The organism is Stenotrophomonas sp. SMYL20, from assembly GCF_036320045.1.
GTDB lineage: Bacteria > Pseudomonadota > Gammaproteobacteria > Xanthomonadales > Xanthomonadaceae > Stenotrophomonas > Stenotrophomonas maltophilia_A.
In genome coordinates this window covers 114,607-136,105 of sequence record NZ_JAWIRT010000010.1, presented here as the reverse complement: position 1 = coordinate 136,105, position 21,499 = coordinate 114,607, and the positions used below count along the sequence as shown (strand labels likewise).

Genomic DNA, 21,499 nt, shown 5'->3' with positions numbered 1-21,499 from the left:
GGCGGCGCGCGCCCCCCCCCCGCCCCCCCCCCCCGCGCGCCCCCGCCCCCCCCCCCCCCCCGCCACTACCTCATCTGGTCGAACACCCCGGCCACCCAGTCGATGAACACCCGCAGCCGCGGCGACGGTGTGCGGTTGCGGGGGTAGACCAGGCTCAGTGGACTCGGTGTCGGCGGCGCGTCCGGCAACAGCTCGACCAGCTGCCCGCGCGCGATGTAGGGGTCCATCCGGTAGCTCGGTGCCTGGATGATGCCGAGACCCGCCAAGGCGGCACCAAGGAATGCGTCCGCGCCGGAAACCCTCACCCGCGCGGGCAGCGGCACATAGCGGACCTGCCCACCCTGCTGGAACTCAAGCGGAATCAGCTGGCCGGTGGCGCTGGAGCGATAGCCGACCATCTGGTGGCCTTGCTCCAATGATTCGATGGTCTCGGGCACACCGTGCGCCTGCACATAACCCGGTGCGGCCACCGTAACTTCCCGCAGCATGGTCAACCGGCGCGCCGCCAGATCGCTGTCGGCCAGCGTCCCCACCCGCAACGCCGCATCCACGCCTTCGCGCAGCAGGTCGACATAGCGGTCGCCTTCGCTGACCTCCAGTTCGATCTCGGGGTAATGCTGCAGGAAGTCCGGCAGATGCGGAAACAGCAGGTGCCGGCCCAGCGTGCCGTGCACTTCAATGCGCAGCGGGCCGCGCGGCGGCACGTCACGGAACGCGGCTTCGGCATCGTCCATGTCGGCGATCAGGTGCAGGCAACGGCCATAGAAGGCCTCGCCCTCCAGGGTGGGCACCACCAGCCGGGTGGTCCGGTGCAACAGGCGCACGCCCAGCCGATGCTCCAGCGCCTTGATCGCGTCGGTCACCGTGGCCCGCGGCAGGCCCAGGTCCTCGGAGGCACGGGTGAAGCTGCGGCGCTCGACGATACGGACGAAGGCGCGCATGGCCGTGAATCGGTCCATTGTTCGGCTACCCGGATGATGTTGGCGGATTATGCATGATTATCCGACCGGGCAAGATGGCGAAGATGGCCCTGCGCCACTCCGGCGTGCCTGCTGGACCGGATCATGCCCACCTCCCCCAATCGCATCGCCCTGGTCACCGGTGGTTCCCGCGGCATCGGCGCCGCCATTTCCCGGCGGCTCGCCGCCGATGGCCATGACGTGGTGATCAACTATGCCGGCCGCCGCGATGATGCCGAGGCACTGGCCGCCGAACTCAACGCCACCGGCGCACAGGCCATCGCGTTGCAGGCCGATGTCGCCGACCCGCAGGCGGTGCGCCAGCTGTTCGACGCCATCGAGGCGCGCTTCGGCGGTATCGACGTAGTGGTGAACAGTGCCGGCGTGCTGCAGTTGGCGCCGCTGGCCGACAGCGACGATGCCCTGTTCGAGCGGGTGATCGGCATCAACCTCAAGGGCGCGTTCAACGTGCTGCGCGAGAGCGCGCGACGGGTGCGCGACGGCGGCCGCCTGATCAGCCTGTCCACCAGCGTGGTCGGCATCAGACTGGAGAACTACAGCGTGTATGCCGCCAGCAAGGCGGCGGTGGAGACGATGGGCGCGATCCTCAGCAAGGAGCTGCGCGGGCGCAACATCACCGTGAATGCAGTGGCGCCCGGCCCGACCGCCACCGACCTGTTCCTGGAGGGCAAGTCACCGGAGCTGATCGAGCGGTTGGCGAAGATGAATCCCCTGGAGCGGCTGGGTACGCCGGAGGACATCGCCGGTGCGGTGGCCTTCCTGGCCGGTGCCGATGGCGGGTGGATCAACGGCCAGGTGCTGCGCGCCAATGGCGGGATGGTGTAAGGACCACCGGACTGGCTATGCTCGGCCAAACGGATGGGGGCACGCGCATGGAAAAGCCGGGCATCTGGTATTGGCTATGGATGATCACGCTTCTGCTGGGAGGCCTGTTGGCGTTGGCGACGCTGGTGTTATGGACCTGGCTGCCTGGCGACGTACGCAATCTGGCGATGGCCCTGATCTGGGTGCTGTGGGCACTGGCGACCGTCTGCTTCTTTCTGGGGGGCATCGCCGATGGCTTTACGATCTGGGGCGTCAACATCGCCAAGAAGGTATGGCGTGCTGAAACGCCAGGCCGTTTCTGGCTCTTCCACATCACCACGACGGTGCTGTGCGTCAGCTGCCTGGGCCTGCTGATCGTGCCGATGATGATCGCCTGGCAGGGGTCGGCGTGGTGAGCTTGCCAACTCCACGCAAGACGTGGATCCCTGTGTAGAGCCGAGCGCATGCTCGGCTGCTCTTCGCGCAAAGGCCAGAAGCAGCCGAGCATGGCTCGGCTCTACACGTCGTCAGCCGGCGCGGGCCTCGCGGCGCCGGTGCACCCAGTAGTACAGCGTCGGCAGCACCAGCAGGGTCAGCAGCATCGCCGACAGCAGGCCACCGATCACCACCACCGCCAGCGGCTTCTGGGTCTCGGCACCGATCGCATGCGAGGTCGCCATCGGCAGCAGGCCGAACATCGCCAGCAGCGCGGTCATCAGCACCGTACGCAGGCGCTGCAGCGAGCCCTGCACCACCGACTGCAGCAGGTCCATGCCCTGCTCGCGCAGCTGGGCGAAGCGACTGAGCATCACCACACCGTTCAGCACCGCCTGCCCGAACAACGCAATGAAACCGATGGCCGCCGACACCGACAGCGGAATACCGGTCAGCCACAGGGCCAGGATGCCGCCGATCATCGCGAGGGGCACGTTGGCCAGGATCAGTGCTGCGCTGCTGATGTCCTTGAAGGCATCGAACAGCAGTACGAAGATGAGCAGCACCGACAGCGGAATCACCCAGCCCAGCCGCTTCATCGCACGCTGCTGGTTCTCGAACTCGCCGGACCACTCCAGCCGGTAGCCTTCCGGCAGCTGCACGCTGGCATCCACGCGCTTGCGCATGTCGGCCACCACGCTGCCCATGTCCCGCCCGGCGATGAAGATGCTGACCGCCTTGACCCGCTGTGCGTTCTCGCGCGAGATGTTGATCGCGCCGCTGGCCATGCGGAAGTCGGCCACGTCGGACAATGTCACCGTGTGGCCATCGCCGATGCCCACCGGCACCGTGCGCAGCCGCTGCAGGTCACGATCGGCATCGTCCAGGCGCAACGTGATCGGGAACCTGCGGTCGCCCTCCCACAGCTCGCCGACCTGGCGCCCACCCAGTGCTGTCTCGATCACTTCGTCGATGTCGCGCACGTTCAGGCCATAGCGTGCTGCACGGTCGCGGTCGATCTCGATCTGCAGCTGCGGCAACGAGCCATCGCGGTCAATGAAGGCACTCTCCACGCCCTCCACCCCACGCACCTGGCCCAGGATCGCCTGCGCCTGCCGGTTCAGTACGTCCAGATCCGAGCCACTGACCTTGATCACCACCTGGCCTTTGATCTGCGAAATGCTCTCCAGGATGTTGTCGCGCACCGGCTGCGAGATCGAGAACTCCGGCCCCGGAATGCGTTGCTCCAGCGTGCGCTGCAGGTCGCTCACCAGCTGCCGCTTGTCCACGCCCTTCGGCCATTCCTTCTCCGGCTTCAACGCCACCAGCGCCTCAATCTGGTTGGCGCCCTTGGCATCGGAGCCGTCTTCCGGGCGCCCCAGCTTGGCCACCACCGTCGACACCTGCGGGAAGGTGCCGACCAGCTCACGGATGCGCCGCGACTGCTGCTGCGCTTCGGCCAGGCTGGTGCTGGGGTCGAGTGTGGCGGTCAGCCAGATCGATCCTTCGTCCAGCTCGGGCAGGAACTCCGAGCCCAGGCGGGTGCCCAGTGCCAACGTACCCACCAGCAACGCCACTGCGGTCAGCACCACCGCACGTGGCCGGGCCAGTGCGCGCTCCAGGATCGGCCGGTACCAGTCGGTCAGGCGGTCCATCAGCGGGTTGCCGTCGCGCATGCGGTCGCGCCGCAGCCACCAGTAGCAGAACAGCGGTACTACGGTCAGCGCCAGGATCAACGCACCGATCAACGCCGAGGTCACCGAGTACGCCATCGGCGCGAACATGCGGCCTTCCTGGCGCTGCAGGGTGAAGATCGGGATGTGCGCGGCGATGATGATCAGCATCGAGAAGAACGTCGGCCGCCCCACTTCCGAAGCAGCCGAAAGAATGGTCGAGAACCGCGTCTTCCGGTCGGCCGTAGGTGGCAGTTTCGACAATCGCGAGACGATGTGTTCGGTGACGATCACTGCGCCATCGATGATGATGCCGAAGTCCATCGCACCCAAGGACAGCAGGTTGGCCGGCACGCCCCACAGGTGCAGGCCAAGGAAGGTCGACAACAGCGCCAGCGGCATCATCGCCGCCACGATCAGTGCGGCGCGGGCGTTGTACAGGAACAGCCACAGCACCAGGAACACCAGCACCGCACCTTCCAGCAGGTTGCGGAAGACGGTCTTCAGCGTGGTCGACACCAGCCACGAGCGGTCGTAGAACGGCTCGATGCTGACCCCGGCCGGCAGCTGGTTCGCTTCGATCTCGGCGATGCGCGCATGCAGGGCGTCGAGCACGTCGGACGGATTCTCGCCCTTGCGCATCAGCACCATGCCGAACACAGCATCGTCATTGTCGTCCTGGCCGACCAGACCCTGCCGTGGCAGGCCGGTATCGGCGATGCTGGCCAGGTCGCGCACCAGGATCGGCGTACCGCCGCGCTGCGCCACCACCACGTTGCCGATGTCACCCGGCGAACGCATCAGGCCCACGCCGCGGATCAGGAACTGCTGCTGGCCGCGCTCCACGTAGCCGCCGCCGGCATTGGAGCTGCCCTTCTCCAGCGCCTCGGCGAATTCACCGAGGCTGATCCCGCGGTCACGCAGCTTGTCCAGGTCCGGCTTGACCTGGAAGGTGCGCGCGAACCCGCCGAAGCTGATCACATCGGCCACGCCCGGCACGGTGCGCAGGCTGCGCTCCATCGTCCATTCCTGCACCGTGCGCAGCTGGGTCGGCGTCATGTGCGGGCCCTTGAGTACGTAGCGGTAGATCTCGCCCACCGCCGAACTCATCGCCTCCAGCTCCGGGGTCACGCCCTCCGGCAGCTCCACGCCCTGCAGGCGCTCCAGCACCTGCTGCCGCGCGAAATAGTCATCGGCCTTGTCGTCGAAGGTCAGGATGATCATCGACAAGCCGAACTGGGTATGCGAGAACACCCGCACCGAATGCGGAATGCCGGACAAGGCCACTTCCAGCGGCATCGTCACTTCGCGTTCCACCTCTTCGGCGGCGCGGCCCGGGTGCAGCGACACCACCGTCACCTGGGTGTCGGAGACGTCCGGGAAGGCCTCCACCGGCAGCACGCGGAACGCGGCGATGCCGCCGCCGATGAACAACAGCAGTGCCAGCATCACCATCAGCGGCTGGCGCAGGCAATAGGCAATCAGGCGATCGATCATGGGGCGGCATGCCCCGCGCCGGTGCTGGCGGCCGCTGGCGCGCTGTCGACCAGCTGCTGCAGCAGCAGGCCGCCTTCGACCACCACCCTGCTGCCAGCCGCCAGACCGTCACGCACCCACAGTCGGCCGTCACCCAGCTCCTCGGCGTGCACGGCGTGGCGCACGAAGCGGCCCTTGCCCTCTTCCACGAACACCACCTGCGTGCCGTCGATCAGCAGCACCGCCGCATCGGGCAGCGAGACGCCGCCCTCGGCCGGCAATGCTACCTGGGCACGCACGTACTGCCCGGCCTTGAAGCCTCGTGCGCGGTTGTCCAGCTCGGCGCGTGCCTGCACCACGCGGCGCTCGCTGTCGACGAAATCGTCCACATGCTGCAGGGTCGCCTGCAGCGGCTGGCCATCTGCGCCCGGCACGCTGACCGGCATGCCGGCCTTCAGCCGTCCTGCCAGGCTTTCGGGGATGTCCAGCAGCAACCACAGCCGGTCCGGATCGCCGATCACCGCCAAAGGTTGTTCACTGTCGGGGCTGACCGACATGCCCGGGCTCATCCGCCGCTCCACCAGCACGCCATCGATGGGCGCGCGCAGCGGCAGGCGCTGGTCGACGCGCTGGCCGTTGCCATAGGCCTTGGCGAAGGCGGCCGCGCGCGCATGATCAGCCTGACTGCCAGCGAAGTTTGCCTCGGCCTCGTCCAGTTCACGACCCGACGCCACTCCCGCCGCATGCAGTTCGCGGGTACGGTCCAGTTCCTTGCGTGCCTGCTGCAGCTCGGCGCGACCACGGGCACCTTCAGCCTGAGCCTGGCCGAACTCGGGCGAGGTGATCCAGGCGATGACCTGGCCGGCTTTCACCTTCTGCCCCGGCTGTGCCTCGATGCGCGCTACCTGCCCCGGCAGCGGCGTGTGCAGTGCGCTGGAGCGCGTCTCATCCCAGACCACCCGGCCCGGCAGCTGCAGGCTGGCGCTGGCGCCGGCACTCACTGTCTCGCTGCGCAGCACGTCCAGCTGGCGGCTGTCGGAAGGAAACTGAATCTGGCCGGCGCTGACCCGAGGCGCGTCCTCAAGATAGGAAGCTGGCTCCCGACCACAGCCGCCCAGCAGGATCAGCGCCAGCAAGACGGGCAGCACGGCGTATCGCGCCTGCGGGCGATAGGCGACGGTGGACTTCATCGGGATTCTCCTTCGGCAACGGATGTGGCGGCTTCCCAGCGCGCCAGTGCAATGGCATGGTCGGTGCGCGCCTCGATCAGTGCGGCCTCGAAGTCGCGCCAGCTGCGGCGCGCATCCAGCAGATCGGTCAGATTGGCGGCACCGCGCCGGTACGCCAGTTCGATGCCCTGCACCGCCTTGCGTGCGGCGTCGGACTGCAGTCCCTCATAGTCGCTGCGGCGCTGTGCGGCGGACTGCGCGCTGGCCTGCAGCTGGTCCAGCTCGGCGCGTGCTTCGCGCTGCAGCACCTGCAGCTCCAGCGCGGCGCTGTCACGGTCGGCCTCGGCACGCTGGATCGCGCCGCGCGCGCGCGACGGCCCCCCCAGCGGAATGGTCAACGACACGCCCCAGGTAACACCGCTGATGTCGGTCGGCTCACGTTCGGCCTCCACACCCAGCTGGATATCGCGATGGCGCTCGCTGCGCGCCAGGGCCACGCCTGCGTCGGCCGCGACCAGGCGCGAACGCGCGGCACGCAGGTCGGCGCGCTGCTGCGGGTCGAACGCGCGTACATCGGCCACGCTGCTGGCATCCGGCCAGGGGTCATCGGCACTGAGGTCGCGGCTGTCATCACTGCCCAGCAGCAGGCCCAGCGCATGCCGTGCATCGCGCAGATCCAATGCTGCCTCGCGTGACGCATCGGCTACGGCGAGGTCGTCCACCGCCAGCCGCGCGCGATCCACCGGTGCCATCGCCCCTGTCGCGACCTGCTTGTCGGCCGCCGCCATCTGCTCGGCCGAACTCTGCCGGTTGGCGTCGGCAATCTGCGCCCGCTCCTGCGCGCCCTTCAGGCCGAAATAGGCTTCATGCAGTGCCACCTGTTGTCGGCGACGGGTATCGAGCATCTCCAGCCCTGCGACTTCCAGCAGCGCGTCGGCCTGGCGGATGCGCAACGCACGCTTGCCACCACGTTCCCAGGTCCAGCCCAGGCCCACGGTGCTGTCCACGCGCTTGTCCTGCCAGCGCCCCGGGCCGATGCCGTGCTTGGGGCTGATCTTGCTGGTGCCGATCGACAGCTCGGTGGCCGGGCGCAGCGCCGCCGTCTGCGCGTCACCCTGCACCCCGCGCAGCTCCAGTGCCGCCGCACGCAGGTCCGGGTTGTGTGCTTCCATTGCACGCTGCGCTTCTGCAAGGGACAGCGCCGAAGCCGCAGGCGCGCACAATAGAGCGGCCAGCACCGCCGCAAGACGAGGGGAGAAATTCATGCACGTCACGGTAAGGTGACGCACTTGCGCCAAACTTGCCCCAACCTTGCACGAAGCTTGCAATGCGAATCCTGCTGATCGAAGACGATGCCGCCCTGGCCGATGGACTGATCCGCGCCCTGCAAGGTGCCGGCCATCTGTGCGACCACCTCTCGCGCGGACTGCACGCACCTGCGGCACTGGCCAGTGCACCCTATGACGTGATGGTGCTGGACCTTTCCTTGCCGGACGTGGATGGCCTCGACCTGCTGTCGCGCCTGCGCAACGATGGCGCCACATTGCCGGTGCTGATTCTCACTGCGCGCGATGGCGTGGAGGACCGCATCCTCGGTCTCGACCGCGGTGGTGATGACTACCTGGCAAAACCATTCGCGCTGGGCGAGCTGGAAGCGCGCCTGCGTGCGTTGTCGCGCCGCCGCAGTGACGCACCGGCACAGAAGCGATTGGGCCGGCTGTGCTTCGACAGCATCCGCAACGAAGTGCAGGTAGAAGGCCAGCGCATCGAGCTGACCGCACGCGAGCTGTCGCTGGTCGAAGCGTTGATGCAGCACCCCGGCCGCACCGTGACCAAGCAGCGCCTGTTCGATGCGCTTTACAGCTGGGACCACGAGGCCAACCTGTCGGTGATCGAGGTGCATGTCAGCCGCCTGCGCCGCAAGCTGGAACAGGCGCGCGCCGGCGTCGGCATCCGCATGTTGCGTGGCCTTGGCTACCGGCTGGAGGCCGTGGGTGACTGAGCGCGTGCACAGCCTGCGCGGCCTGCTGCTGCGACGCCTGTGGCTGCCGCTGCTGGTGCTGCTGCTGTGCAGCGCAGTAGGTTCGTTCGCGCTGGCGCGCTTCTACGCCGGCCAGGTCTACGACCGCTGGCTGCTGGACTCGGCGATGTCGTTGTCCGAGCTGGTGACAGTGCAGGATGGCCGCGCCTCGATCGAGATCACCCCGGCCGTATCGCGCATGTTCACCTGGGACACCGCCGACGAAGTGCATGGCGAGGTGGTCGACGCTGCAGGCGGGCGCCTGTATGGCGACCTGCCCGAAGCATTGCCACGTCCGGCGAGCGCCGCCGCGAATGACGATGCGGTCTACTACGATGCGCGCCTGCGTGGTCAACCGGTGCGCATGGTCGAAGTGGTGGTCAGCGCCGGCCCGGGCCATGACATCCGGCTGCGCGTGGCCGAGACACTGCGCAAGCGCCACCGGCTGGAACGCAAGCTGCTGCTGACCAGCGTTCCGTTCCAGGCCGCGATCCTGGCACTGGCGGCGTGGCTGGCCTGGTCCGGCACCGGCGCCGCCGCAGGCCACGCCAACCTGGTCGCACGGAAGCTGGCCAGCCCGCGGCCGGATCCGTTGGCACCGCTGGATCCGGCGCAGGAGGCACCGCGCGAACTGTGGCCGGCGGTTGAGGCCTACAACGCCCTGCTGCAGCGCCTGGACGCGATGCAGGATGCGCAGCGGCGCTTCGTCAGCAACGCCGCACATCAACTGCGCACACCGTTGGCGGCCATGCAGGTGGAGCTGGAGAGCTCATTGCGCCAGCATGATCCGCAGGCCCAGCAGCTGGCGTTGTCTGGCACGCTGGCCGGGTTGGCCCGCTTGCAGCATCTGGTCAACCAGCTGCTGATGCTCAGCCGCTCCGAAGATCCACATGGCAGCGCACTGCCGCTGCAGCCAGTGGACCTGGCCGCGTTGGCGCGTGGCGTGGTGGAGCGCTATGCGGACCGTGCATTGGCTGCAGGCGTGGACCTGGGTTATGACGGGCCCGACGACGGCGTGCAGGTACAGGGCGATCCGCAGCTGCTGCGCGAGGCGTTGGGCAACCTGCTGGACAACGCGCTGCGCTACGGTGCCGTGCCAGGCGTGATCACCCTGGGCCTGCAGCAGGATGCCGAGGGCGTGCAGGTGTGGGTGGACGATGACGGCTCCGGCATTGCCGAAGCCGAGCGCACGCGCGTCACGGAACGCTTCTACCGGGCCAGCAGTGAAGGTGATGGCTGTGGGCTGGGACTGGCGATCGTGGCCGAGATCGCGCAGCGGCATGATGCGGCGCTGGTGATCGATACCGCCCCGATCGGTGGCGCGCGGGTAGGGATGCGGTTTCGATCCCGCTGACGTCCTGCGTGCCAACCAAGGTTGGCACCTACCCGGTCACGCCATCCGGTAGACGCCCACCTTGGTGGGCGCTGTTGACCTCCCGCGTGCCAACCAAGGTTGGCACCTGCCAAAAGCACCCCAGCCGGCGGATTCCGGTAGACGCCCACCTTGGTGGGCGCCGTTGACCTCCCGCGTGCCAACCGAGGTTGGCACCTACCAGAGGCACCTCGGCCGGCGGATCCCGGTAGATGCCAACCTTGGTTGGCGCTGTTGACGTCCCGTGTGCCAACCGAGGTTGGCACCTACCAAAGGCACCCCTCCGGCGGATCCCGGTAGATGCCCACCTTGGTGGGCGCTGTTGACGTCCTGCATGCCAACCAAGGTTGGCACCTACCAAAAGCACCCCAGCCGGCGGATCCCGGTAGATGCCAATCTTGGTTGGCGCCTACCCATCATCATCGGCTCATCGAATACGGCGCCTGCGCGCCCTGCCCCGGCCAGTCCCTGTTCGGCTCGGCCTGCATGCTGAAGCGCAGCTCGCCGCCGGCCAGGATCTCGTCATGGCGCAGGAAGGTGCGCTGCAACGGCTTGCCGTTGAGGCTCACGCTGCCCACATAGGTGTGCCTGTCATCCAGCCCGTCGGCCACGATGGTGAAGGTCTTGCCGTTCGGCAGTCGCATCGCGGTCTTCGGCAGGAACGGGCGGCCGAGGATGTACTCCCCCGAGCCCGGCGCCACCGGGTAGAAGCCCAGCGCGGTGAACACATACCACGCCGACATCTGGCCGACGTCATCGTTGCCGGCCAGACCATCCGGACGGTCGGCGTACTGGGTGTCCATGATCTGCTTCAGGCGCGCCTGGGTGCGCCACGGCTGGCCGGCGTACGAGTACAGGTAGGCCACATGGTGGCTGGGTTCGTTGCCATGTGCATACCAGCCGATCAGCCCGGTGATGTCTTCCATGTGCTCGAAGATGGACGGATCGACCTTGGCGTTGAACACCTCGTCCAGGCGCGCGAGCAGCTTGTCACTGCCACCGTGCGCTGCCGCCAGACCGGCCACATCCTGCGGCACGTACCATGAGTACTGCCAGGCATTGCCCTCGGTGTAGTCGGTGCCGTATCCACTGGCGCTGGGGTCGAATGGCGTGCGGAAGCTGCCATCGCGCTTGCGTGCGCGCATGAAGCCGGTGCCTTTGTCGAAGGCGTTGCGCCAGTTGCCGGCGCGCTTGTCGAAGGTGGCCGCAACATCGGTCTTGCCCATCGCCTGTGCCATGCGCGCGATGGTCCAGTCATCGAAGGCATATTCCAGCGTCTTGCTGGCCGCCTCACCTTCCTCGTCGATCGGCACGTAGCCCAGCTCGCGATACTGCGCGATGCCATCGTACGGGCCGTAGTTGGCGGTCTCGACCATTGCCTTCAGCGCCTTGTCGGCGTCGAAGCCGCGGATGCCCTTCACGTAGGCGTCGGCGATCACCGGCACCGCGTGATAGCCGATCATGCACCAGTCTTCCAGGCCGTGGAACGACCACACCGGCAGCATGCCGTACGGGCTGTGCTCATGGTGGGCCAGCATCGAATTGACGAAGTCGCTGTTGCGCTTCTCCGGCTGCACCAGCGTCAGCAGCGGATGCAGCGCGCGGTAGGTATCCCACAGCGAGAACGTGGAGTAGTTGGTGTAGCCCTTGGCCTGGTGCACGGCGTTGTCCGAGCCGCGGTACTGGCCATCGGCATCCATGAACAGCGTTGGCCCCAGCATCGTATGGTACAGCGCGGTGTAGGCGCTGCGCCGGGCATGTTCGGGGGCGTCGATATCGAGCACCGACAGCGCCTGCGTCCATTCCTGCTTGGCCTGCGCGCGAACGCGGTCGAAATCGAAGCCGGCCACTTCCGCGTCGAGGTTTGCGATGGCACCAGCTTCACTGACCGGCGAGATCGCCACCTTGACCACCAGCGGTGCATCCAGCTTGCCGAAGGCGAAGGTGCCGACCAGCTGGCGCCCCTCGATCTGTGCGCGCTGCGCCGGATCCTTCTCGCCCGGCGGCGGGAAGCCCTTGTAGACAATGTCCTGCTCGGTGTTGTGCAGCTCATGCCCGGAAAGCGGCCGCGAGAAACGCATCGCGAAATACAGCTGGCGGCCCGGCGCCCAACCACGGGTTTCGCGGAAGCCGGTCACCGTGCCATCGGCGCGCACCCGCACCCGCGACCACAGCACCTTGCCCGGGTAGTCGTACATGCTGGTGCGCATGTCCAGCAGCACCTTGGCATCGGTGCCCTTGGGGAAGGCATAGCGGTGCACGCCCACGCGCGCACTGGTGGTCAGCTCCGCGCGCACCTTGTAGTCATCCAGGGTGACTGCGTAGTAGCCCGGCTCGGCCTTCTCGTCGTCGTGGCGGAAACGCGAGGCGTAGCCGCTGCGTGGCTTTTCCGGATCACCGCGCTCCAGGCCGGGATTGCCGGTGAACGGCATCAGCAGGATGTCGCCGAGGTCCGAATGACCGGTGCCGGAAAAATGCGTGTGCGAGAAGCCGACGATGCTGCTGTCGTCGTAGCGATAGCCGGCTGCCCAGCCATAGGCCTTTTCGCGTGGTTGGATGCGTGTGTCCGGGCTGAGCTGGACCATGCCGAACGGCACTGTGGCACCCGGGTAGGTGTGGCCTTCACCTCCAGTACCAATGAACGGGTCGACCGAGGCGTAGGCCTTGTCGGCGGCGGTTTTGGCGGGAGCGGCCGACGCCAGGCCGGAAGCGAGCATTGCCGTGGCGGCGACGGCGATCAGGAGACGACGGTCCAGCGTGGGCATCGGCGTTTGGATCGATTCAGGTGGTAGCCGGATGCTAGCACCGGGCCTGTCACGCCGCATGCTGCAGTGCGACTGCCCGGTGTCCCGCGCCGGGTTCAATCGTCAACCGGGAATCGCGTTCTGCAACGACATGAGGTCCGCGCTGTGCAGCGGCCTCACCACCCGCGCGACCTCTTCTCCATCGCGCAGCAGCACCACTGTCGGCCACAGCTTCACCTTGAACGCTCGCCCCAATGCCCTTCCCTTGCCATCCTCGATCTTCCAATGCGGCAGATCGTTCGCTTCGACGAAGGCCTGCAACGCGGGCTGCGCGGCCTGGCAATGACCGCACCAGGGCGCACCGAACTCCAGCACCTGCCACCCAGCCTGCGCCGCCACCCCCGCAGAGGTGGGTTCGTTCGGAAGGTGATCACGCATGAACGGCATGAGCGCTACGCCGCCAGTGCCTTCTGGATGTCTTCCAGCGGCGCGTTGGTCAGGTCCTTGGCAATATCCCCGAGCAATCGCGCCTGGACCTCTTTATGCAGCAGCGGACGGATGCGACCCAGCGTGGTCGGGTCGGCGATCAGCACCAGGTGCGCATAGCGGTTCTTCAAGGCATCCTCGTTGAGCTGTTCGGCCACCTGCTTGGCGAACGTCGCCTCGTTGAGCTGCGAGACCGACATGTCCTTCGGCACGGCACCCGCAGGCCCCTGCCCGGACACGCCCTGCTCACTGATGTCCTGCAGGCGCAGCTCGCCCTCCTGTTTCAGGGTCAACTGATGGTTGCTGCCCACGTTGGTGAACACCCGTGCCGAACCACCGTCGGCTACCACAATCAGCGTTCCTTCGGGAATCGTCCGCGCCATTGCATCCTCCATCAATTTGAAAAGTGGGTGTGCGCTCCACCTTATGCACGCCTATGTCACCAGAGCGCGTACAGGATGTGATTCCGTCATCGCAATCTGGAATCCGCCCTAAATTTACCGGGAGGCCTGCCGCTATGGCCTCCATCATCGCGAGGAACCTCTGTGCACGCTGGCTCACTGTTCCACGTCTGCTTCGCCACCAGCCTGGCAATTGCCGGCTGCGCTGGCTGCATCCACCAGTTCCTGCAGGGCCAACCGTTTTTCGCCCTGGCCATCATGCTCTCGGTGCTCACGATGATCGGCGCCGCACTGGTCACGCGGAAACTGGCACTGCCGGGCGCCTTGGCGATGGCCTGCACGGTGTTCGGTTTGCTGGCGAAGTCAGCCTGAGCCTTCTGAACAGGCGACGTGGAACACAGCGTGCAGATCAGCCCGCTTCGCTGCACGCTCACGCCGGTGCCGTTATGATGAACGGATGATCGACACGACCCACTACGTGACGGGCGCACCTGTTACGTGGGAAGCACTGCCGACCGGCGCTTCGCTTGCCACGATTGCTCCCGCCCTGCATTTCCATCGCCTCGCGCTGGATCCCGGCGGATGACGCCCGCAGGCCCACGGCCTGCCATCCCCACACGCTGATGTGACACGCGGCTGCCAACTGCGCGGCCGTTGTGATCCCGTTGCCGCGTTTCCGCCCTTGCGGCGGTGCTTTGCCGTGCGCGTGGCGTTGCGCCTGCACACATTCCCCGGCCCCCACGCCGCCTTCCGATGCCCCTGCGCCACTTGCGCCTGCATCGCCGTTTCCGATTTCCGGGACACACCACAGCACCCATTCCCCTATTTCATACCTACAAGGGAGCCCCTATGCAGGACACGCCCGATTCCCATGCCCACTTCGGCTGGTTCAAACGCCGCCGCCACCTGAAGGTCGATGAGATCACCGTCGTCGACAAGCCCATGCTCAAGCGCGCCGTCGGTGCCGCTGCACTCGGCAATGCCATGGAGTGGTTCGACTTCGGTGTCTACGGCTATCTGGCCGTCACCATCGGCCAGGTGTTCTTCCCGTCGAGCAATCCCACCGCACAGGTGATCGCGGCCTTCGCCACCTTCACCGTGGCATTCCTGGTGCGTCCACTCGGCGGCCTGGTGTTCGGCCCGCTCGGCGACCGCTATGGGCGCCAGAAGGTGCTGGCGTTCACCATGATCCTGATGGCGCTGGGTACCTTTGCGATCGGCCTGATTCCTTCCTACGAGCGGATCGGCATCTGGGCACCGGTGCTGTTGCTGCTGGCGCGTGTGGTGCAGGGCTTTTCCACCGGCGGCGAGTACGGCGGTGCGGCCACCTTCATCGCCGAGTATTCCACCGACCGCAACCGCGGCCTGATGGGCAGCTGGCTGGAGTTCGGTACGCTGGGCGGATACATCGCCGGCGCCGGTACCGTGACCGCGCTGCACATGCTGTTGAGCAGCGAACAGATGCTGGACTGGGGCTGGCGCATTCCATTCCTGGTGGCCGGCCCGCTGGGCCTTCTCGGCCTGTACATGCGCATGAAGCTGGAAGAGACCCCGGCATTCCGCGCCTTCGCCGAAGAAGCCGAGAAGCGCGAACATGATCGGCCCGGGCTTGGCGCGCTGTTCCAGGTGCACGGCCGCCAGCTGCTGGTGTGCATGGGCCTGGTGCTGGTGTTCAACGTGACCGACTACATGCTGTTGACCTACATGCCCAGCTACCTCAGCGTGACCATGGGCTACGCCGAGAGCAAAGGCCTGCTGCTGATCATCATCGTGATGCTGGTGATGATGCCGCTGAACATCGTCGGCGGATTGTTCAGTGACAAGCTGGGCCGCCGGCCGATGATCATCGGCGCCTGCATTGCGCTGCTGGTGCTGGCCATTCCGTGCCTGCTGCTGGTCGGCAGCGGCAACGACTGGATGATCTTCCTCGGCCTGATGCTGCTGGGCCTGGCGCTGGTGTGCTTCACCAGCTCGATGCCGTCCACGCTGCCGGCCCTGTTCTATACCCCGGTGCGCTACAGCGCGCTGTCGATCGCCTTCAACGTCTCGGTATCGCTGTTCGGTGGCACCACGCCACTGGTCACTGCATGGCTGGTGGAACGTACCGGCGACCCGCTGGTGCCGGCCTACTACCTGATGGGCGCAGCAGTGATCGGCCTGGTCACCATGCTGTTTGTCAAGGAAACCGCGGGGCTGCCGCTGCGCGGTTCACCGCCGGCAGTCGGCAGCGACAAGGAAGCCGCCGCACTGCTGAAGAGCGATGTGCCGGTGACGGTGGACCCGAGCCTGCCGCCACTGCCGGAGGCTGCGGAACCTGAGCAGGTAAAGCCGGCCTGAGGCTCGGTGGAGCCGGCGTTGTAGAGCCACGCCCGCGCCCGGTTGCCTTTCGGGGGATCAGCCGAGCGTGGGCTCGGCTCTACAACGCATGCGCCCTCAATCGCGCGCAGCGTTCAACTCCATCGCGCGCATCACGATGGGTTTGGCCCAGTCCGGCGTGTGCAGCAGTTCGGCCACCGAGACCGGGTATTGCAGCTGGCCATGTGCCATCGCCAGCACCGGCAGCGGTTCGACGCAGCCTTCGGCATCGGCGGGCGCGCTGTTGTCGTAGACATGCAGTTCGGCCAGGTGGGGCAGCAGTTCCAGCAGATTCTCGCGCGCCGAATCGAAGCGCGCATGGATCTTCTCCACCGGGATGTCATGGCCGCCGGCAGCCACCCGCGCCGCAACGCGGGCGATATGCAGCTCCACCGTGGCCAGGCCGCAGAACCAGATCGCAACGTGATGGCGTTCGCAGGCTTCGCGCAGCAGGCGGGGAATGGTGTTGCCGCCCAGCGTGGTCTCGAAGGCGAAGTCCGTGCCATCGGCCATGGCCTGGCGCAGGCGGCGGGTGCCTTCCTGCCAGGCCTCGGCATTGGCGTCAGGCAGCGGCCAGCCGGTCTCCACCAGGCGGCGGGTGAACGAATCGGGGTTGAACCAGCCCAGCCCTTCGGCTTCCAGCCAGGTGCCCAGCAGCGAACTCTTGCCGGCGCCGTTGACGCCGGCCAGCACCAGGATCCTCCCCATCGGTCAGAGCGGACGGCCGAGGGTGACCTTGCGACCGCGACGGATCGGCTGGCCGAGCACCTTGCCCAGCCCTTCCCCACGCTGCAGGCCGGCCAGGGTCTGGTCGAATTCACTGCGCAGCCGCAGCAGCTCTTCGTTGCGCTCTCCGGCATCTCCGCCAGCCGCCTTGGCCAGCAGCTCCTGGTAGGTGCGGATGTCGACGATCACCGCTTCGGGGTGATTGTGATTGGTAATGACCAATGCCTGCTTCTCACGCACGGTACGCATCAGGCTCGGCCAGCCCCGGGTCTTCACCGACGAGGCCGGGGCCTTTTCAAGGCCAGGCAGATCCAGCGGCAGGGTCATGGCACGGCTCCAAACGGCGACGGTTGTGGCCATTATGCCCAATTTGGCCAAATTGGGGATAAATGGACCTTTACCTGACGGAACCTTCCGCCGCCGCGCCCGGCGCATCGGTCTGCAGCAGGCTGTCGCGCTCCCGCAACGGGAAGCGGATCCAGGCATCCAGGCCTTGTGGGCCAAAGCGCAGCTCCCCGCTGCCAGCCAGCTCGTACGGCACGCGCTGCTCGATCAGCGCCCGGCCCAGGCCGCGCTGGCGTGGCAGCTCCCAGTCCTCCACCTCGGCATGACGCTCGCACCAGTGCAGGCCCAGCCATGGCTGGCCGGCCTGAACCTGCAGATTCCAGGTGACCTCGATCCGGCCATCCTCATGGGTGAGCGCGCCATGCCTCAGCGCGTTGGTCGCTAATTCGTGGATCGCCAGGGACAGTACTTCGGCTGCTTTCGGCGGCAGCAGCACGTCCTCGCCCTGCAGGCGGTAGGCGGCCGCTGCCGGCGTCTGCGCAGCGATCTCCTCGTCGAGCATGCCACGCAGGCAGACGCCGGCATTGGCACCACGGGTCAGCAGGCTCTGCGTGCGTGCCAGCGACATCAGTCGCCCGCACAACCGTTCAGCGTATTCATCCACACTGCTGACCGACTCGCGGGTCCGCCAGGCAATGGCATGGATGGTCGACATGATGTTGCGCACCCGGTGCTGCAGTTCGGCCAGCAATACCGATTGACGCTCAGTGGCACGCTTGAGGTCGTCGATGTCCACCGCGATGGCAAATACCCCGCTGACCTCACCGTCGCCATCGCGCAGGGGCGCGGCAGCGACCCGGGTCCAGCGCGCGCGGCCATCATCATGCAGGTACTGGAACTCCAGCCCCGGCACCACGGTCTCGCCGCGCATTGCGCGGGCGATGGCGAAGTCGTCCGGTGCAATGGGGGTGCCATCGGGATGGCAGCCGTGCCAGCGATGCTGGTTGTCGGCGTCTCTGGAAGGCACCTTGCCGGTGGGCAGATAGGCGCGCATCTGATCGTTGGACAGCAGCATGCGGCCCTGCAGATCAACAATGCACAGGCCGACCGGCAGCATCCTGAAGGCCAGCTCCAGGCGCCGCTCGCTCTCGCGCCGCCGTAGTTCCTCGCGCTCGCGCGCGGCCAGCGCCAGATGCGCGGCGGTGGTCTCGAACATGGTCACCAGCACGCCGTTGATCCGCCCTTCCTCGCCGCGGATCGGGCTGTAGGTGATCGTGAACCAGATGTCTTCCAGCCGGCCGCGCCGGACCAGCGGGTACAGCTTGTCTTCGAAGGTGAGCGTCTCGCCCTGCCAAACCCGGGTATAGAGCGGCCCGTTGATGTGCCACACCTCGGGCCAGCACTCGCGGGTCGGCTGGCCGAGCCCGCCGGGATGCTTGTCGGCCAGGATCTCGGCATAACCATCGTTGTAGAGCTGCACCAGCTGCTCGCCCCACAGCACGATCATCGGGAAGCCATGGGCCAGCATCAGGTCGACAGTGGCGCGCAGGTGGGGCGGCCACTGCTCACAGGCACCCAATGGCGTGGACGACCAGTCGTGACGGGCGATGCGCGCGGCCATGCCATCGTGGCGCGCATGCAGGCGCGGCGCAGGTGGCATCGAGCCACGCAGCTTGGCGGCGTGGATGCCTTCAGGACGGCGCGACATGCCGCGCAATCAGGCGATGCCCGCAGAGACCTGCGGCGCCGCCACCAGCCCGGCCAGCTGCTGCACCAGGGTTTCGATGTGATAAGGCTTGGTACAGCGCGGCGCGCTGGCGAAGCGGCTGGGCAGGTTGTCGTCGTAACCGGAGGTCAGCAGAAAGGGCGTACCCGCCTCGGCCAGCCGATCAGCCAGCGGATAGACCTGCTCACCGCCCAGGTTGATGTCCAGCAGCGCCACATCGATGGGATGGGTATCGACCAGCTGCCCCAGCGCCTGCAGGTCACCGGCCGGCCCCACCACCTGTGCGCCTTTCAGCTCCAGATAGTCGACCAGGAACATTGCGATGGCGAATTCATCCTCCGCCACCAGTACACGCAGCCCTTTCAGGCCCTCTGGTTTGTTGCCCGCTTCCAGCACGACCGGCGCTCCTCGATACACGCGGCCCAGCTCTGCCGCAACGCCCGCAGGATGCGCGAACCGGGCTACAAGAGCGCGTGATGATGGATGAAGATCGCGGCCACGGCGCGTTCACCGCGGCATTGCAGCGGCGTGTTCAGAAGGCCCGCTCCCACTTCAGGCTGAGCAGGCTGCGGTCGTGGCTGTACAGCCAGCCAACGTTGCTGTCGATGCGCGCGTAGCGCAGGCTCAGGCTGGGTACAAGCCCGGCCACGGCAAGGCGCTCGCTGCGCACGATGGCGATCAGGTTCTGTTCGCTGTCCTCACGCCGCGCCTCCAGCAGCGGACTCCACGCGTCGTAGTCGCGCTCGCGCAACGAGACGAATACGGTGGCGGTGGTGCCCGTCCACTGGCGCGCCGCACCCAGCCGCACGCCGCGCTGGCGATAGCCGTTGGCTGGGTTGGCAGCGCTGCTGTCACTCAGGTCCAGCCCGGCAAAGAGGGTCCAGCGCGGGTTGAGCGCACGGAACCAGGTGGCATACACCGCGGCCAGCTCACCGTCGTAATTGCTGGCCAGGCCACGCTGGCGATAGCGCTGGCGCTTCCAGTCGGCCTCCAGCTTGAGCAGGCTGCGCGCGTCCAGCGCATATTGCCATTCGCCATGCAGCCCGCTGCCGCCCTGCAGGGCCCGGTTGCCGAGGCCCTGATAGTCATAGCTGGGGGCGATCTGCAGGGTATGCCGTGCGCTACGCCAGCTGTAACCCGCCTGCACGTTGGCATTGAGCTCGTTGTAGGCGCTGTGCCCACGCCATGCCTGGCCGAATGCGAGGCCACGCACGTACACGCCATGGTGGCCCTTCAAGGCCCAGCGACGTTCGAGGTTACCGTCGTAGTCCAGGCCCATGGCGCGCTGGGCATCGGGAAGATTGCGCTGGATGATGCAGGTGTCGCCTACCCCGAACAGGCAGGTGCGGCTGGCCGAACTGCGGTTGATGTTGTCGCTCCATGCCGGGCCGGCGGACAGCGCGCCTTTCCAGCGCTGGCGCGCCTGCAGCGCAGCCAGATAGGCGTCCACCCGTCCGCGTACACCTGCGGTGGCGGGGTCATCGGCACTGATGCCATCCGCGATCGCCGTGAACAACGCCACCGCATCGCGATCGCGCTGGTCTTCGGCGTAGACGCGCGCAAGTTCAAGGCGGGCCGGCAGGAAATCCGGCTGTGCCTCCAGCAGCGCCTCGTACTCGTTGGCCGCGCGATGGTGATTGCCGGCCACCCGCGCCAGGCCGCCCTGCGCATAGTGGCGCAGCAACGGGTCGTGGCCAGGCAGTTCGATGTATTCATCCAGGAAGCGTTGCGCGGCGCCCCATTGCTGATGCTGCAGCGACAGGTACAGCGCCTGACCCAGATCATCGACCGTGCGCTCCACGCGCAGGGTCTGGCCGTCGATGGTGATGGTCGGTCGCTCCGACTCGGCCTGCTGCAGGCGCTGCTGGTCCTGCTGCTGGTGGCGCAGGTCGGTGCCCTGTTCGAGCACGCGGCGAAGATCGTCCTGCTGGGCGCGCACGTCGGCGGCCGCCAGCAGCAGTACGACAAGGAAGATGGGATGGCGCATGGTCGATCCGTGGTGGTGCATGCAGCGGGCCGAAGCAGGGACTGGCGGATCGCGGCTTGTCCCTGCCCTGCCCCGTCAGGGGCGTGGCAATCAGTTCTTGCTGCCGCCGAAGGCGGTGTCGTACTGGCTGTTGCCGCTGAAGGTGGCGATACCGGCCAGGGCGGCCGCGTTGGCGCCGAAGAACTGCCCCTGGGTGGTGCCGGCAACGCTGCCGTTGGCGGTGGCCGAACCGGCGAACGATGCGTCGGCACTGTTGATGTTGGCAACGATGGCCAGGTTCAGGCCGTTGCCCGACAGCGCACCATCCAGGGTGCCGGCGCCGAAGTCGGCGTCGAAGGTGCCGCTCAGCAGGTTGCTGCCGTTGAACTTGTTCAGGCCAGCCACGGTGTAGGACGCCACGCCAGCAGGCAACGTGGTGCCGGCGCGGTCACCAACGAAGTAGACCTGGCGGTTGTTGAAGCCACCGGCGGCGCCATCCTTGGACCACTCACCGAACCAGACATCGCCACTGCCGACCTTGACGAAGTTGAAGTGGCCCATGCCGGCGTGGCTGCCCGGTGCGCCGGTGATCGGCATGGCCAGGGTACGTACCGTCACGCCATTGACGGTGGTCGGTGCCGAGTAGGCGCTCAGGCCCTGGAAGTCCACCGGCTTGGCCTGGGACACGGTACCGACACCGATACCGGCCTTGCCAGCGCGGTGCGGGCCGCCATTGACCTGCGATTCGCCAACCGCCACATACAGCTCGGCATCGGTCTTGGCACTGGCGGCACCGACGATATCGGCAGCATGCGCGGCACCGACCAGAGCCAGCGAGGCAGCAACGGCGAGAACCGAACGGGAGATCATTTTCATGGTAT

Annotated in this window: 20 protein-coding genes; 7 read left to right on the top strand and 13 right to left on the bottom strand. The window is 67.0% G+C overall.

The window, feature by feature from the left end; all coding sequences use genetic code 11:
• Positions 1-65 precede the first annotated feature (65 nt).
• The gene (locus V3B48_RS09790) at positions 66-959 is read right to left on the bottom strand and encodes a LysR family transcriptional regulator (protein ID WP_329893642.1); all 894 of its coding nucleotides are present in this window, start codon (positions 957-959) and stop codon (positions 66-68) included.
• A gap of 105 nt (positions 960-1,064) precedes the next feature.
• On the opposite strand from V3B48_RS09790, the gene V3B48_RS09785 reads away from it, so the two are divergent.
• Entirely contained in the window at positions 1,065-1,805 is a 741-nt protein-coding gene (locus V3B48_RS09785) for an SDR family oxidoreductase (protein WP_329893641.1), read from the top strand.
• A 17-nt stretch (positions 1,806-1,822) separates the two neighbouring features.
• On the top strand, positions 1,823-2,200 hold the full coding sequence (locus tag V3B48_RS09780) for a hypothetical protein (RefSeq protein WP_329893640.1): 378 nt from the start codon (positions 1,823-1,825) through the stop codon (positions 2,198-2,200).
• Positions 2,201-2,311: 111 nt separating this feature from the next.
• On the opposite strand, the gene V3B48_RS09775 is transcribed toward V3B48_RS09780, so the two are convergent.
• From V3B48_RS09775 to V3B48_RS09765, 3 genes are read right to left on the bottom strand one after another with little or no spacing between them, the layout of a single operon-like run.
• Positions 2,312-5,389: a CusA/CzcA family heavy metal efflux RND transporter gene (locus V3B48_RS09775; RefSeq protein WP_329893639.1), complete on the bottom strand. Its 3,078-nt coding sequence runs from the start codon at positions 5,387-5,389 to the stop codon at positions 2,312-2,314.
• Positions 5,386-6,558 (bottom strand): efflux RND transporter periplasmic adaptor subunit, encoded by a 1,173-nt coding sequence (locus V3B48_RS09770; RefSeq protein WP_329893638.1) that lies wholly within the window; start codon positions 6,556-6,558, stop codon positions 5,386-5,388. Before V3B48_RS09770 ends, V3B48_RS09775 begins: the two co-directional genes overlap by 4 nt.
• Entirely contained in the window at positions 6,555-7,802 is a 1,248-nt protein-coding gene (locus tag V3B48_RS09765; RefSeq protein ID WP_329893637.1) for a TolC family protein, read from the bottom strand. The genes V3B48_RS09770 and V3B48_RS09765 overlap by 4 nt, the downstream gene beginning before the upstream one ends.
• Before the next feature lie 62 nt (positions 7,803-7,864).
• On the opposite strand from V3B48_RS09765, the gene V3B48_RS09760 reads away from it, so the two are divergent.
• Positions 7,865-8,539: a response regulator gene (locus V3B48_RS09760; protein WP_005413615.1), complete on the top strand. Its 675-nt coding sequence runs from the start codon at positions 7,865-7,867 to the stop codon at positions 8,537-8,539.
• Positions 8,532-9,911, top strand: coding sequence for a sensor histidine kinase (locus tag V3B48_RS09755; RefSeq protein WP_329893636.1), 1,380 nt, complete (start codon positions 8,532-8,534; stop codon positions 9,909-9,911). Before V3B48_RS09760 ends, V3B48_RS09755 begins: the two co-directional genes overlap by 8 nt.
• A 437-nt stretch (positions 9,912-10,348) precedes the next feature.
• Here V3B48_RS09755 and V3B48_RS09750 read toward each other — a convergent pair whose 3' ends face one another.
• From V3B48_RS09750 to V3B48_RS09740, 3 genes are all read right to left on the bottom strand, one after another.
• A complete protein-coding gene (locus tag V3B48_RS09750) occupies positions 10,349-12,694 on the bottom strand; it encodes a GH92 family glycosyl hydrolase (RefSeq protein WP_329893635.1) in 2,346 nt (781 codons plus the stop codon).
• 102 nt (positions 12,695-12,796) lie between these two features.
• The gene (locus V3B48_RS09745; protein WP_329893634.1) at positions 12,797-13,120 is read right to left on the bottom strand and encodes a thioredoxin family protein; all 324 of its coding nucleotides are present in this window, start codon (positions 13,118-13,120) and stop codon (positions 12,797-12,799) included.
• A gap of 5 nt (positions 13,121-13,125) precedes the next feature.
• Positions 13,126-13,542: a host attachment family protein gene (locus V3B48_RS09740; RefSeq protein WP_019337746.1), complete on the bottom strand. Its 417-nt coding sequence runs from the start codon at positions 13,540-13,542 to the stop codon at positions 13,126-13,128.
• A gap of 162 nt (positions 13,543-13,704) precedes the next feature.
• Here V3B48_RS09740 and V3B48_RS09735 point away from each other — a divergent pair, with 162 nt between their 5' ends.
• The 3 genes from V3B48_RS09735 to proP all read left to right on the top strand — a co-directional run bounded on the left by V3B48_RS09735 (position 13,705) and on the right by proP (position 15,897).
• On the top strand, positions 13,705-13,932 hold the full coding sequence (locus V3B48_RS09735; RefSeq protein ID WP_049462507.1) for a hypothetical protein: 228 nt from the start codon (positions 13,705-13,707) through the stop codon (positions 13,930-13,932).
• A gap of 85 nt (positions 13,933-14,017) precedes the next feature.
• The gene (locus tag V3B48_RS09730; RefSeq protein ID WP_256200907.1) at positions 14,018-14,146 is read left to right on the top strand and encodes a hypothetical protein; all 129 of its coding nucleotides are present in this window, start codon (positions 14,018-14,020) and stop codon (positions 14,144-14,146) included.
• 263 nt (positions 14,147-14,409) lie between these two features.
• Complete coding sequence (proP, locus tag V3B48_RS09725) at positions 14,410-15,897, top strand: glycine betaine/L-proline transporter ProP (protein WP_248857773.1); 1,488 nt, start codon at positions 14,410-14,412, stop codon at positions 15,895-15,897.
• Positions 15,898-15,993: 96 nt separating this feature from the next.
• On the opposite strand, the gene V3B48_RS09720 is transcribed toward proP, so the two are convergent.
• The 6 genes from V3B48_RS09720 to V3B48_RS09695 form a co-directional block, all read right to left on the bottom strand.
• Positions 15,994-16,623, bottom strand: coding sequence for an AAA family ATPase (locus tag V3B48_RS09720; RefSeq protein ID WP_164161895.1), 630 nt, complete (start codon positions 16,621-16,623; stop codon positions 15,994-15,996).
• Positions 16,624-16,626: 3 nt separating this feature from the next.
• Positions 16,627-16,968: a type II toxin-antitoxin system prevent-host-death family antitoxin gene (locus tag V3B48_RS09715; RefSeq protein ID WP_110712500.1), complete on the bottom strand. Its 342-nt coding sequence runs from the start codon at positions 16,966-16,968 to the stop codon at positions 16,627-16,629.
• Positions 16,969-17,038: 70 nt separating this feature from the next.
• Complete coding sequence (locus V3B48_RS09710) at positions 17,039-18,634, bottom strand: PAS domain-containing protein (RefSeq protein WP_329893632.1); 1,596 nt, start codon at positions 18,632-18,634, stop codon at positions 17,039-17,041.
• A 9-nt stretch (positions 18,635-18,643) separates the two neighbouring features.
• Entirely contained in the window at positions 18,644-19,048 is a 405-nt protein-coding gene (locus V3B48_RS09705; protein WP_019337750.1) for a response regulator, read from the bottom strand.
• A gap of 136 nt (positions 19,049-19,184) precedes the next feature.
• Positions 19,185-20,639, bottom strand: a complete 1,455-nt coding sequence (locus V3B48_RS09700; protein ID WP_049399754.1) for a porin family protein — start codon at positions 20,637-20,639, stop codon at positions 19,185-19,187.
• Positions 20,640-20,729: 90 nt separating this feature from the next.
• Positions 20,730-21,494 (bottom strand): Slam-dependent surface lipoprotein, encoded by a 765-nt coding sequence (locus V3B48_RS09695; RefSeq protein ID WP_032129432.1) that lies wholly within the window; start codon positions 21,492-21,494, stop codon positions 20,730-20,732.
• Positions 21,495-21,499: the final 5 nt, after the last annotated feature.